This window comes from Parablastomonas sp. CN1-191, assembly GCF_049354825.1.
In the GTDB taxonomy this organism is placed as follows: domain Bacteria; phylum Pseudomonadota; class Alphaproteobacteria; order Sphingomonadales; family Sphingomonadaceae; genus Novosphingobium.
In genome coordinates, this window is sequence record NZ_CP186480.1 from 384,141 (window position 1) to 397,085 (window position 12,945).

The 12,945-nt window shown below is 68.3% G+C and carries 13 protein-coding genes; 2 read left to right on the forward strand and 11 right to left on the reverse strand.

Annotated elements, in window-relative coordinates; genetic code table 11:
* Positions 1-8 precede the first annotated feature (8 nt).
* The 3 genes from trpA to trpB are packed head-to-tail and all read right to left on the reverse strand — an operon-like array spanning position 9 to position 2,208.
* Entirely contained in the window at positions 9-785 is a 777-nt protein-coding gene (gene trpA / locus ACOYW6_RS01920; RefSeq protein ID WP_423142145.1) for a tryptophan synthase subunit alpha, read from the reverse strand.
* Positions 782-979, reverse strand: coding sequence for a hypothetical protein (locus ACOYW6_RS01925; protein WP_423142146.1), 198 nt, complete (start codon positions 977-979; stop codon positions 782-784). The genes trpA and ACOYW6_RS01925 overlap by 4 nt, the downstream gene beginning before the upstream one ends.
* Complete coding sequence (gene trpB / locus ACOYW6_RS01930) at positions 976-2,208, reverse strand: tryptophan synthase subunit beta (protein WP_423142147.1); 1,233 nt, start codon at positions 2,206-2,208, stop codon at positions 976-978. The genes ACOYW6_RS01925 and trpB overlap by 4 nt, the downstream gene beginning before the upstream one ends.
* Positions 2,209-2,440: 232 nt before the next feature.
* On the opposite strand from trpB, the gene ACOYW6_RS01935 reads away from it, so the two are divergent.
* Positions 2,441-2,899, forward strand: a complete 459-nt coding sequence (locus ACOYW6_RS01935; protein WP_423142148.1) for an outer membrane protein — start codon at positions 2,441-2,443, stop codon at positions 2,897-2,899.
* Between the two features lie 48 nt (positions 2,900-2,947).
* Here the strand turns inward: ACOYW6_RS01935 and ACOYW6_RS01940 are convergent, their stop codons facing one another.
* The 6 genes from ACOYW6_RS01940 to purB form a co-directional block, all read right to left on the reverse strand.
* Complete coding sequence (locus ACOYW6_RS01940; RefSeq protein ID WP_423142149.1) at positions 2,948-3,583, reverse strand: phosphoribosylanthranilate isomerase; 636 nt, start codon at positions 3,581-3,583, stop codon at positions 2,948-2,950.
* A gap of 41 nt (positions 3,584-3,624) precedes the next feature.
* Entirely contained in the window at positions 3,625-4,374 is a 750-nt protein-coding gene (locus ACOYW6_RS01945; RefSeq protein WP_423142150.1) for an SIMPL domain-containing protein, read from the reverse strand.
* A gap of 62 nt (positions 4,375-4,436) precedes the next feature.
* Positions 4,437-4,925, reverse strand: a complete 489-nt coding sequence (locus tag ACOYW6_RS01950) for a GNAT family N-acetyltransferase (RefSeq protein WP_423142151.1) — start codon at positions 4,923-4,925, stop codon at positions 4,437-4,439.
* A 23-nt stretch (positions 4,926-4,948) separates the two neighbouring features.
* Positions 4,949-5,626 carry an orotidine-5'-phosphate decarboxylase gene (pyrF, locus tag ACOYW6_RS01955; protein WP_423142152.1) on the reverse strand — a complete coding sequence of 226 codons (678 nt, stop codon included), beginning with the start codon at positions 5,624-5,626 and terminating at the stop codon, positions 4,949-4,951.
* Positions 5,623-5,967, reverse strand: a complete 345-nt coding sequence (locus ACOYW6_RS01960; protein ID WP_423142153.1) for a lipopolysaccharide assembly protein LapA domain-containing protein — start codon at positions 5,965-5,967, stop codon at positions 5,623-5,625. The genes pyrF and ACOYW6_RS01960 overlap by 4 nt, the downstream gene beginning before the upstream one ends.
* 57 nt (positions 5,968-6,024) lie before the next feature.
* Positions 6,025-7,344, reverse strand: coding sequence for an adenylosuccinate lyase (purB, locus tag ACOYW6_RS01965; RefSeq protein ID WP_423142154.1), 1,320 nt, complete (start codon positions 7,342-7,344; stop codon positions 6,025-6,027).
* A 152-nt stretch (positions 7,345-7,496) separates the two neighbouring features.
* On the opposite strand from purB, the gene ACOYW6_RS01970 reads away from it, so the two are divergent.
* Positions 7,497-10,268 carry a DUF3857 domain-containing protein gene (locus ACOYW6_RS01970; protein WP_423142155.1) on the forward strand — a complete coding sequence of 924 codons (2,772 nt, stop codon included), beginning with the start codon at positions 7,497-7,499 and terminating at the stop codon, positions 10,266-10,268.
* Here the strand turns inward: ACOYW6_RS01970 and ACOYW6_RS01975 are convergent.
* Together ACOYW6_RS01975 and radC are read right to left on the reverse strand one after the other, a co-directional pair.
* Positions 10,241-12,190, reverse strand: a complete 1,950-nt coding sequence (locus ACOYW6_RS01975; protein WP_423142156.1) for an acyltransferase family protein — start codon at positions 12,188-12,190, stop codon at positions 10,241-10,243. The genes ACOYW6_RS01970 and ACOYW6_RS01975 overlap by 28 nt on opposite strands.
* A complete protein-coding gene (radC, locus tag ACOYW6_RS01980; RefSeq protein WP_423143037.1) occupies positions 12,190-12,903 on the reverse strand; it encodes a RadC family protein in 714 nt (237 codons plus the stop codon). Before radC ends, ACOYW6_RS01975 begins: the two co-directional genes overlap by 1 nt.
* Between the last annotated feature and the right edge of the window lie 42 nt (positions 12,904-12,945).

The following is a 12,945-nucleotide window of genomic DNA, read 5'->3' on the forward strand; positions in this document are numbered from 1 at the left end:
GCGCCGCCCTATCGCGCCGAATGGACCGCCTTGGCAAGGGCGCTGGTCAGTTCGCGGATCGCGGCGGGCGCATCGCCGCCGTGCTTTTCGACCAGGTCGACCAGTGCCGAGCCGACCACCACCCCGTCGGCGTGCTGCGCGATCGCGGCCGCCTGATCGGGCGTACGGACCCCGAAGCCGACCGCTACGGGCAGGTCGGTTGCCGCCTTGAGCTTCGCCACGGCCTCGGCGATCGAAGCGGTGGCGGCCTGCTGCTGCCCGGTCACACCCGCGACCGAGACGTAATAGAGGAATCCGGCCGAGCCATCGAGGACGGCGGGCAGCCGCGCTCCGTCGGTGGTCGGGGTGGCGAGGCGGATCGGCGCGATGCCCTTGGCGCGCAGCGCCGGGCCGAGCGCGTCGTCTTCCTCGGGCGGGATGTCGACGCAGATGACCCCGTCGACCCCGGCCTGCGCGCACTGGTCTGCGAACCAGTCCGGCCCGCGCACCGTCATCGGGTTGGCATAGCCCATCAGCACCAGCGGCACCTCCGGGTGGCGAGCCCGAAAGCCCGCAGCCTGCGCGAAGACGTCGGCTGTGGTCGTTCCCGCGCCCAGGCTGCGCAAGTTGGCGAGCTGGATCGCCGGTCCGTCCGCCATCGGATCGGTAAACGGCATCCCCAGTTCGATCACGTCCGCGCCGCCTTCGACCAGCGCGTCGAGGTTGGCGGCCGTGTCGCCGTCACCGGCGGTGACGAAGCAGACGAGGGCGGGGCCCTTTGCGAAGGCGGCGGTGAAGCGGGTCATTCCGGCTCTCCCTTCGCCTTGAGCCAGCCGCCCATCACCAGGACTCCCGCCGTGATCGCGATCACGATGTCGCCCCCGCCCAGCGCTTCACGCGGCCCCTCGAAAAGGATGGCCCGCGCAAGCAGCTCGATCAGCAGGACGCCGAACACGATCGCGATGAAACGGCCCGATTCGGCCGGCGTCGGCCAGGTCAAAGCTCGACCCCGAGATGCTCGGCGACCGAGAAGATGTCCTTGTCGCCGCGGCCGCACAGGTTGGCCAGGATGATCGCGTCCTTGTCCATCGTCGGGGCGATCTTCTCGATCGCGGCGATGGCGTGGCTGGGCTCGAGCGCGGGGATGATGCCCTCGGTCCGGCACAGCAGCTGGAACGCGCCCAAGGCTTCCTGGTCGGTGACGCTGGTGTAGTCGACCCGGCCGACATCGCGCAGCCAGGCGTGTTCGGGGCCGATACCCGGATAGTCGAGGCCCGCCGAAATCGAGTGCCCCTCGACGATCTGGCCGTCGCCGTCCTGCAGCAGGTACGTCTTGTTGCCGTGAAGGATGCCGGGCCGCCCGCCGGCGAGCGAGGCCGCATGCTTTTCGCCGTCGAGTCCGAGGCCCGCCGCCTCGACCCCGAGCATCTTCACCTCGGCATCGTCGAGGAACGGGTGGAACAGCCCGATGGCGTTGCTGCCTCCGCCGATCGCGGCGACGAGCAGATCGGGGAGCCGGCCGGTACGTTGAACCATTTGTGCGCGCGCTTCGCGCCCGATTACGCTCTGAAAGTCGCGCACCATCTCCGGGTAGGGGTGCGGGCCGGCGGCGGTGCCGATGATGTAGAAGGTGTCGCCCACGTTGGCGACCCAGTGGCGCAGCGCCTCGTTCATCGCGTCCTTCAGCGTGCCCGCGCCGGCCGTCACCGGGACCACTTCGGCGCCCAGCAGCTTCATGCGGAACACGTTCGGCGCCTGGCGGGCGACGTCGGTCGCGCCCATGAAGATCGTACAGGGCAGGCCGAAACGCGCACAAACCGTGGCGGTGGCGACCCCGTGCTGGCCGGCACCGGTCTCGGCAATGATCTTCGTCTTGCCCATCCGGATCGCCAGCAAGATCTGCCCGATGCAGTTGTTGATCTTGTGCGCGCCGGTGTGGTTCAATTCATCGCGCTTGAACCAGATCTGCGCGCCGCCCAGGGCCTGTGTAAGCCGCGGTGCGAAATACAGCGGGCTGGGCCTGCCGACATAATGCTCCAGCAGATCGTCGAACTCGGCGCGGAACGCGGGGTCGGCCTGAGCGGCGCGATATTGCGTTTCCAGGTCGAGGATCAGCGGCATCAGCGTCTCGGCTACGAAGCGGCCGCCGAACTGGCCAAAATGGCCGCGTTCATCGGGCTGGGCGCGGTACGAATTGGCGGCTGGGGCGTTCACGGCGGGGGCGGTCATGGCCACCGCGATTGGCAGAGCGGGCGGGCCAAGTCCAGCCAAGCCGGGCTTCATATTCTTTCGCGCTCATGAACAAAAATGTTGCACTGATGCAACATAGAACCTGATATTCGTAGCAAATGGAAACCGTTTTTGCCGTCCGGCCATTGTGGGCCTGCCGGGTGCGACCCATCTGGCTGTTGCCGGACCGATCCCCCTCGAAGGGCCGGACAAAAGCAAAAAGGAAAGATTTATGCGTAAGGTTCTTCTGCCGCTGGTCGCTGCGATGGCGATTTCCACCCCCGCGCTCGCCAACGAAGGCCGCGTCGAGGCGCGTGGCGGGGTGTACTGGACCGACGGCTACACCAAGGCGACCGCCGGTGCTGCCGCGGGCTACGACTTCGATATCGGCCAGCGCTCGTTCGTCGGCGGCGAAGTCTCGGCCGACAAGGTCCTCGACGATGGCGCCAACGTGGTATTCGGCTTCACCGGCCGCGCCGGCGTGCGGACCGGCAATGCCGGCAAGCTCTACGTCAATGGCGGCTACAGCGACGATTTCCAGTCGAACAGCAGCCACGCCTGGCACGCCGGTGCCGGCTATGAGCAGGGCTTCGGCGGCAACCTTTACGGCAAGGTGGAATATCGCCACTTCTTCGTGAAGGACTTCCAGGATTCGAACGCGGTTGTCGCCGGCCTCGGCGTCAAGTTCTGATCGCCAGACAGCGAATGGATCGAGCGGCCCGGAAACGGGCCGCCCTATTTATGCGCTGCGCGCAGCCTCGGCGAAGGCAGCGATCCGGGCCGGGTCCTTGACGCCGGGCGCGCTTTCCAACCCGCTGGAGGCGTCGACAAGCGGGGCCCCGGTGCGGCGTATCGCCTCGGCGACATTGTCGGGGCTGAGCCCGCCCGCCAGTCCCCAGGGCAGCGCGTGGCGGTGACCGGCGAACAGCGACCAGTCGATCGCCAGCCCGTTGCCGCCCGGCAGCGCGCCTGCGGGCGCATCGTACAGGATGCGGTGCGCCGCGCCGGCATAATCGCTGGCCTCGGCCAGGATGCGGGCGTTCTTGACGCCGTAGGCCTTCCACAACTGCTGCGGCACCACCTGGCGCAGGATTGCCAGCCACTGCGGCGTTTCGTTGCCGTGGAACTGGACGATGTCCGGGTTGACCCGCGCGATCGCGGCGGCGGTTTCGGCCGGATCGTGATTGACGAGCAGCAGGACTGCCTTGACCGACGCGGGCAGCCGTGCCCGCAGCGCCGCGGCCTGGTCCAGCTCGACATGGCGCGCGCTGGGGGCGTAGTGCACCAGGCCGACGTGGGTGACGCCGGCGGCAACCGCCGCGTCAATATCATCGGGGGTGCGCAGCCCGCATGCCTTGATCAGTACGTCCGCCATGCGGGTGCGATGAACGATGCCGCGGACCGAGGCAAGCGCCGCTAGGGCGCAAGCTCGAACTGGACGGTGACGGTGGAAGATACCTCGAGCTCGCCCGCCTGAACCGGCGGCGGCGGCGGGGGCGGCGCGGCATCGGCAGAGGCCATCCGGTACATGACCGGTTGCGGCGCCATGTAGCCGTTCACTTCCGAAATCGACACGATCCGGACGACGCGCAGGCCAGCAGCCTTGGCATACAAATCGGCGCGCGCGCGCGCCGCGCCCATCGCGGCAAGGCGCGCCTCGTCGCTGGCCGCGCGCTCATCGTCGAGCTGGAAGCCCGGACCGTTCACCTGGTTGGCGCCGGATGCGACAAGGGCATCGATCACCTTGCCGTAATCGCCCAGCTTGCGCTGCCGCACGCTCACCGAATTGTTCGCGGTGTAGCCGGTGATGCGCTGCTCCGATTGCTGGTAGCTGCCATCCGGCTGGCGGACTGGCGGGGCGTAAACGGGGTTGATCGACAGATTGCTCGTCTGGATATCGCGTTCGGCCACGCCGGCGCGCTTGAGCGCGGCGATGACGCGGTTCATCGCGGCCGAATTGGCGGACAGCGCCTCGCCGGCGGTGGCGCCCTGCGTGGTAACCCCGGCGTTGAAGACCGCGATGTCGGGGGTGCGCGTCGACTTGCCCTGGGCGCTGACGGTCAGCAGCGTGTTCGCCGGTGCGATGGCGGGAACGGCGGAGACCTGCGCGGCAGCCGGGACGGTGGTGGCTGCCAGCAGCAGCGCGGGAAGGATCAGGTTCTTCATCGTCCTCTCCAATTGGTTTGTGACCCGTGTTGTTCCCGCGACGCTGACGGGGGGATGAACCGTCAGGACAGCGCGCGAGTCAGCACCGCCATGACCAGTTGCGGATACCCGGGCAGCGGAAACGGGCGCGTTTCGTCGCTTTGCCGGTAACCGCGCCGTTCGTACCAGGCGATCAGTTCGCTGCGGCGGGAAATCACCGTCATCTCCATGACCGAGGCGGCGAAGACGTCACGCGCACAGTCCTCTGCCGCCGCGATCAGCCGCCGGCCGAGCCCGCCCGCCTGGAGCGTGGGATCGATCGCCAGCAGCCCGAGGTAACAGAGCCCGCGACCCTTGTCGGTGACCGCTACCGACCCGACCGGGGTGTCATCCTGCCAGGCGACCAGGAGGCGCGATTGCGGCGCCTGCGCGAGCGATACGAGGTCGGCTAGCGCGATGCGCTCACCCTCGATCATATCTGCTTCGTGCGTCCAGCCGGCGCGTGCACTGGTGCCGCGATAGGCGCGCTCGATCACCGGCTTGACCGCGGCTGCGGCCGCACTGTCAGCCACCGCGATCCGCAGGCAGGCAGGCGTCACAGCGTAGCTTCGATGGCCCGGGCGGCGGCGACGGGATTCTCGGCGCGGCTGATCGGGCGCCCGATCACCAGCACGCTGGCGCCATCGTCGCGCGCGCTGCGCGGGGTAACGACGCGCTTCTGGTCGCCGACCGGCCCGTCGGCTAGGCGCAGGCCCGGAACGACGAAGTAGCCGTCCTTCCATTGCCGGTGCACCGCGGCGACTTCCTGGCCGGAGCAGACGATGCCGTCGAGCCCTGCCGCCTGCGCCAGTTCGGCCAGCCGCAGGACCTGGTCACGGGCGTTGCCGCCAACGCCGGTGCGAGCCAGGTCGCGTTCGTCGAGGCTGGTGAGGACGGTGACCGCGACGACCCGGCAATGCTCTCCGGCGGCGGCCTTGGCATCTTCCATCATCGCGCGCCCGCCGGCGGCGTGCACGGTGACGATCGCCGGCTCGAGGACGTGGAGCGATTGCATCGCGCCGGCGACGGTGTTGGGTATGTCATGCAGCTTGAGGTCGAGGAAGATCGGCAGGCCGACCCGGGCCAGTTCGTGAACGCCGTGGTGGCCGTGGGCGCAAAAGAATTCCAGCCCCAGCTTGAGCCCGCCGACGTGTCCCTTGACCTTGCGCGCCAGTTCGACCGCGGCATCGAGCCGCGGCACGTCGAGCGCCAGCCAGACCGGGTTCGAGCTCATGCCGGGGGCAGCGGATCCGTTGCGGTCACGCTGCCGATGCTGCGGTCCGGCATCACCGGCGCGGTGGCCACGGATGGCGTTACCGCGGCGGCGCGCAGCGAGTTTTCCATCGCCGCCAGTCGCTTTGCCGTGCGCCAGCGAAAGGCGCGGTGGACCAGCCACATTGGCAGGAGCCCCAGTACGAAAAACGCCAGCGCGACGAAACCGATCGGCCAGTCAAAATAAAGATAGCCCTGCTCAAGCGGCCAGAAATTGACCCGCACAGGCGTCCAGTTGATCGCCACGAAAGCGACCAGCACGATCGTGATGATCACCCAGCCCAGTGTACGCAGCGCCTGCATTCGCCGATCTCCCTGCCTTGTCCCCGGCGGCCGATGCTAAGCCGCCCGCGCGCTTTATCAAGTCTCGCGGCCGAACACCCGTCCGAACACCCGCTCGACTTGCGCGAAGTGGTAATCAAGGCCGAACTTCGCTTCCAGGTCTTCTCCCGATATCCTGGCGCTGACTTCGGGATCGGCCTTGAGCAGGTCGAGCAGGCTTAGCGCGCCGTCCGATTCCCACACCTTCATCGCGTTGCGCTGGACCAGCCGATAGGCGTCCTCGCGGCTGATGCCGGCCTGCGTCAACGCCAGCAGGACCCGCTGCGAATGGACCAGGCCGCCCATCCGGTCGAGGTTCTTGCGCATACGTTCGGGATAGACCAGCAGCTTGTCGATCACCCCGGTCAGCCGCACCAGCGCGAAGTCGAGCGTGATGGTGGCATCGGGCCCGATGAAGCGCTCGACCGAAGAATGCGAGATATCGCGCTCATGCCAAAGCGCCACGTTCTCGAAAGCGGGAACCGCGGCGGAGCGGACCATGCGCGCCAGACCTGTAAGGTTTTCGGTCAGGATCGGATTGCGCTTATGCGGCATCGCGCTCGACCCCTTCTGGCCGGGCGAAAAGTACTCTTCGGCTTCCAGGACTTCGGTGCGCTGCAGGTGGCGGACTTCGGTTGCGAGGCGCTCGATCGAGCTGGCGATCACCGCCAGCGTCGCGAAATACATCGCGTGGCGGTCTCGGGGAATGACCTGGGTGCTGACCGGTTCGACAGCCAGGCCCATCTTTTCGGCGACGTATTCCTCCACCGCCGGATCGATGTTGGCGAATGTACCGACCGCGCCCGAGATCGCGCAAGTGGCGATCTCGGCGCGGGCTGCCACCAGCCGCGCCCGGCAGCGGGCGAACTCGGCATAGGCCTGCGCGAGCTTCAGCCCGAATGTGGTCGGCTCGGCATGGATGCCGTGGCTGCGCCCGATCGTGGGGGTCAGCTTGTGCTCGAACGCGCGGCGCTTCAGTGCCGCCAGCAGCGCGTCGAGGTCTTTGAGCAGGAGGTCGCTGGCCCGTGCGAGCTGGACCGACAGCGTCGTGTCCAGGACGTCGCTGCTCGTCATGCCCTGGTGCATGAAGCGGGCCTCCTCGCCTACCTGTTCTGCAACCCAGGTCAGGAATGCGATGACGTCGTGCTTGGTCACCGCCTCGATCGCGTCGATCGCCGTGACGTCGATCGCCGGATTCGTCGCCCACCAATCCCACAGCGCCTTGCCGGCGGACTTCGGAACGACGCCCAGTTCGCCCAGCTTGTCGGTGGCGTGGGCCTCGATCTCGAACCAGATGCGATAGCGCGCTTCGGCATCCCAGATCGCGGTCATCGCGGGGCGGGCGTAGCGGGGGACCATATTCGACTCCGGGGTTTGGTGGATGCGCCGGCGGCTAGGCATGGGCGGGCGCGAAGGCAAGCGCCGGATGCCCGTTTGCAAGGACTTGCTGCGCACGGATTTGCCCGACATAACCGCTGTGCCGGAGGGGCCGGCAACAGGGGTTGCAAGCAATGAAATCATGGGTTTGGGCGTCCGCCGCGGCGCTGTGGGCAACGGCGCTTCACGGCTCGGACGTGCCGATTTATCAGCCCGCGCCCCAGTGGGCCAAGCCCGTCGATGCGGCCAAGCTGGCAAAGACCGGGCCGGTGGTCGCGGTGCATGAAGACCATACCCGATTCGAAGGCGCGAAAGTCCTTGCCTATGAAGAGCGCGTCTGGCGCCTCAAGGACCCGTCGACGCTGACGCGGCTGGGCACGATCACGCTGAGCTGGAGCCCGGACCACGGCGACCTCCTGATCCACAAGCTCGAGCTGATCCGGGACGGCGCGGTCATCGACGTCCTCAAAAGCGCCAAGTTCACCGTCCTGCGCCGCGAAACGGCGCTGGAAAAGCGCGTGCTGACAGGGGCGCTCAGTGCCACGCTGGCGGTCCCCGGCGCGCAGGTCGGGGATATCCTCCATCTCGCTTACGGCCGTGTGGACAGCGATGGCGCGCTGGGCGGCCATGCGCAGTCGCTCTCTTCGGTACCCTCCGGGAACGACACGCCGGAAACAGGCCGGATCGTCACCGACTGGCCGAGCGGTCAGAAGGTCGCCGTCAAGATTATGCCGGAACAAGCCCTGCCGGCCATCAGGACAGAAGGCGATCGCTCGGTCTTCGAACTGGCGCTCCCGTTCGCCAAGCCGCGTCCGATGCCCGACGACGCGCCGGTACGCTACCGGATCCCGCCGCTGGTAATGTTCGCCGACTTTGCCGATTGGCAGGACGTTTCGCGCACGTTCGCCCCCCTGTTCAGCAAGGCCGCGCAGCTGCCGGGAACAGGCCCGCTGCCGGCCGAAGTCGCGCGGATCAAGGCGCTCACGACTGACAAGCGCGGGCAGATGCTGGCGGCATTGCAGTCCGTCCAGGACAAGATCGGTTACCTCCTCAACGGCATGAGCGGAGGCAACTACGTTCCGCAGCCGGCCGAGCAGACCTGGACGACGCGAACCGGCGATTGCAAGGCCAAGACTGCGCTGCTGCTGTCGTTGCTGAACGGACTAGGGATTCAGGCCGAGCCCATCCTGGTCAACTCCTCGATGATGGACGCGGCTGCTGCCGGCATCCCCTCGGCCAGCATGTTCGACCACGTCCTGGTTCGGGCGCATCTTGGGCAGGCCGCCTACTACCTCGACGGGACATCGTCGGGCGCGGATTTGACCAATCTGGCCGACGGGCCGATCTATCGCTGGGCTCTGCCGGTGTCGGCCGCCGGTGCGCCGCTCGAAGCGCTTGCCACCAAGGCGCCGAGCGAGCCGGAGGGCACGATCGCGACCGCCATCGACCTGGCGGCCGGGCCAGACTTTCCCGGCGTCGTCACTGCCACGGTCACCTTCACCGGGCCGGTCGTGCGCGAAATGCAGGCGTTCGAGCAGGTTCCGGCCGGCCGCCAGCAGGATGACATCCTCGACATGGCGCTGGGCAGGCTGTTCGGCGAGATCACTGTCATCGACCGCAAGCTGGCGTTCGACCCGAAGGCGAAGTCGGCCACGCTGAGCGCGCAGTTCGTGGAGGATTCGCGCTGGAAGAAGGACGACCAGCAATGGACCTACGCACCGTTCATCGCCGGGCATCCCAATCCGCTAAAGCCTGATCGCAGCCGCGCATCGTGGGCGGCGATACCGGTCGAATTGGGAGGGCCGGCGCGCAATCGCATGACGGTCTCGATGCGGATGCCAGAAGCGGGTCGCGGCATTCGTGTCGAAGGCGGCCATCTGGAGTTCCGCGCGCGCAGCATGAACGTGTCGCAGGCGACCACGCAAGCAGACGGCGTCGTAACCCTTGTCGAGGACAGTTTTTCCGATGGCGGCGAACTCGCCCCGACCGAGATTGCCGAGCAGCGCGCCAAGACCGCGGCATTGGGAAGCGCAACGATGAAGGTGATTCTGCCGGCCGACACGCCGCGCAGTTGGCAAATGACGGACGCCGCGCGCCGCAAGCCGCTGAAGGCGCTCATTGATGCTTACTCGCGCCTCATCGTCGCCCGGCCCGAGGAAAGCACCGGATTTGCCGAGCGCGGCTATGTCTACGCCGTAACTGGCCAGGACGCGCTGGCCGCCGCCGATTTCGATCGCGCCATCGGGCTGGATGCATCGGCTGGAAACTATGGTTACAGGGCCTGGCTGCGCGAGTTAACCGGCGATCTCGCCGGCGCGCTTGCGGACCGCCAAAAGGCGTCCGAGCTCGATCCCGGTCCGGCACGGACGCAGGCGATCGCGATCGTTCTCGACAAGCTGGGGCGCGGCAGCGAGGCGATCGACCTCATCGAAGACGCCCTGCCGTCAGCAGGCGAAGACACCGCCTATCTGAAACGGGCGAAGGCGCTGGCGCTGGCGTCTTCGGGCAAGCCGCAGGACGGCCTCGAAATTCTTGAAGGCCTGCTCAAGGACAAGGCCGACGATAGCGACACGCTGGACTTCACGTGTTGGTACCGCGGCTTGTGGAATGTCGGTATCGATGCCGGGCAAGCGCAATGCGACCGGGCGGTGACGCTGGCGAGCTACTCGGCATCGGCGTTGCACAGCCGTGCGGTGTTGGGACTGCGGCGCGGCAAGCTGGACCAGGCGCGCAAGGATATCGATGCGGCGATCGACCTCGATCCCAGCAGCGAGGACTACGTGCTCACTCGCGGCCTCATCCGCACGGCCCAGGGCGAAGCTGGCGGGAAGGCCGACATTGCCGATGCCTTGCGCCGCGATCGCACGACCGACGTCTTCTACCGCAAGGGCGGTCTGCTGCGGTGAGTTAGCTTGCCGCGCGGCTGGGGCTGGCGGATCGCGTTGGCGATCGCGCCAGCCACCTTCGCGGCGGCGAGCGGGGTGAAGTGCGATCCATCGCTGTAGTTCAGCCGCCCGTTCGCGATGATCGGGCACCGGCCGCCGCTGCAAACGAACGCGGCGGCATCGACGTACGTGACGCCCGGTGTGCGGGCAGCGAAGCTGCGCAGCACGGCATTGGCTTCGCGGCCTTCGGCCAGGGTTTCGGGATAGCTGGAGGGGCAGGCGGCGTCGCGGTAGCTGCGGCAGCGCAGCAGCCCGAATTGTAGCTGCGGCCCAGCTGCCCAGGCGGTTGGCGAATTGCCCACCAGGACCAACCGCGTCGTCGCCGGGATTGCCGTGCGCGCGGCCGCCAGTTCGCGCCGCAGCAGCTCTGCGCCTGGGCCGACGCCAGCGGTGCCGACCACGCGGCCGGTGCGCGCATCGCTCAGTTCGCGCTGCCAGCGCTGGGCCCAGACGAGGACGGGTACCGGATGCGCGGCCAGCTCTTTCATCAACCGCGCGAAGCGTTGCGGACAATCCGTGCGATCAGGGTTTTCGCTCAGGTTACCGAGGTGCGGCAGCGTCATGCAACCCGACGCGCTGAGCAGCCCGCCGCCCCCAATCCTCTGCGCCAGCGCCGGAAAATACTGGCGCGCGTGGCTGTCGCCGTAAACCAGGTAGGGCAGCGGACCGGCGGGCAATACGATTTCGGACGTTGCCAGCCCCGCGTTGACGGCGCCGAGGCGTTCGGATTGGGCTGCGCTGCGCGGGACGAGCACACGCTGCCAGATCGCCGCCCCCGCCACGGCGACGAGCAGCAGTGCGCCGCCGCACACCAGCGCCAGGCGCCGCCGGCTGCGGAGCATGCGGCGCGTGCGCACAGGCGTCTCGATCAGTCGCCACGACAGCAGCGCGAGGGCGAAGGCCGCACCGATGGCGGCGGCGACCAGGGCGGGCGGCGGCGGTCCAAACCACTGGTACTTAAGGGCCGCCAACAGCGGCACGTGCCACAAGTAGAACCCGTAGGACGCCAGGCCGACGATGGTGAGCGGGCGCCACCCCAGCATGCGCCCCGCCAGCGTCGCCGAGTCCCCCCAGGCCAGCACCGCTGCCGTTCCCAACACTGGCAGCAGGAACAGGGGTTCCGGAACCGCAGCTTGCGGCTTGATCAGCGCCAGCCCGGCCACGATCGCGACGAGGCCGGCGAGCGCCGCGGGTTGCGCCAGCGCCGGACTTTTCGGCAGGCGCGCCTGGACCAGTGCGCAGGCCGCGCCGGCCAGCAGTTCCCAGCTGCGCGCGGGCAGCAGGTAGAACGACCAGAACTGGTTGACGTGGCGCAGCAGCAGCGCCGCGCCCAGCGCGCCGATGCAGCCCGCCGCCGCCAGCCACGGCAGCGCCGCGGGGAACCGGCGCCAGACCCAGGCAAACAACGTCGGATAGAGCAGGTAGAACTGCTCCTCGACCGAGAGGCTCCACGTATGCAGAAGCGGCGCGGCACCGTCGTCCGAGTAGAAATAGGACGTTTGTCGTGCGAACCACAGGCTGGAGGCGAACAGCGCCGAGGCGGCCAGCGCTTCGCCGTAGACGTAGAAATCGTCCGGAGTCATCACCCACCACGACGCCAGCAGCGATACCGCCAGAGCCGGCAGCAAGGCCGGCACGATCCGGCGTACGCGATGTTCGTAGAAGCGTCCGAAATCGATGCCGCTGCCGCCGGCCTCGCGCATGAGGATGCCGGTGATCAGGTACCCGCTGATGACGAAGAACACGTCGACGCCGACATAGCCGCCACCGAAACCGGGAACGCCGGCGTGGAATAGCACGACCGGCACGATGGCCAGCGCGCGCAGGCCGTCGATCTCGGGCCGGTAGCCGGGTCCCGGCGGGGCCGCCGCCGCGATGGCCATCAGATCAGGCCTCGCGCCCTGAGGCTGACGTGACCGCCGCGGCCGATGATGACGTGGTCGTGGACCATCACGTTGAGCAGGCGCCCGGCCTCGGCGATGCGGCGGGTCATGTCGATGTCGGCCTTGCTAGGCTCGGGCGTGCCGGACGGGTGGTTGTGGACCAGGATCAGGGCCCCGGCGCCAAGGTCGAGCGCGCGGCGGATCACCTCGCGCGGGTGGATCGCGGCCTCGTCGATGCTGCCGTCGCCCATCGCCTCGTCGGCGATCAGGCGGTTGCGGGTGTCGAGGTGGAGCACGCGCACGCGCTCCACCGTCAAGTGCGCCATGTCGATGGTCAGGTAGTCGATCAGCGCGTCCCAGCTGCCCAGGACCGGCTGGTCCATGACCCGCGCGCGCGCCAGCCGCCGCGCCGCCTGCGCCACGATGACCAGCGCCGCGGCGCTGCTTTCGCCCATACCCGGGTGCCTGGCCAGGGTGCGGGCATCGGCGTTGAACAGCCCGGCCAGCCCGCCGAACCGCGCCAGGAGGCTTTTCGCCAGCGGTTTGACGTCGCGGCGCGGGATCGCGGTCATCAGCAGGTATTCGACCAGTTCGTGATCGGCGAGCGCGTCGATCCCGCCGGACAGAAGCCGCGCGCGCAGCCGGCCGCGGTGGCCGGCGGCATCGGGCGGGGACGGCGCCGCGCCCGTCGATGCGCCCGCGTCGAACGGCAAATCAGCGGACGGCTCGCGCAACCTGTCACCCCCTCGTGCGTT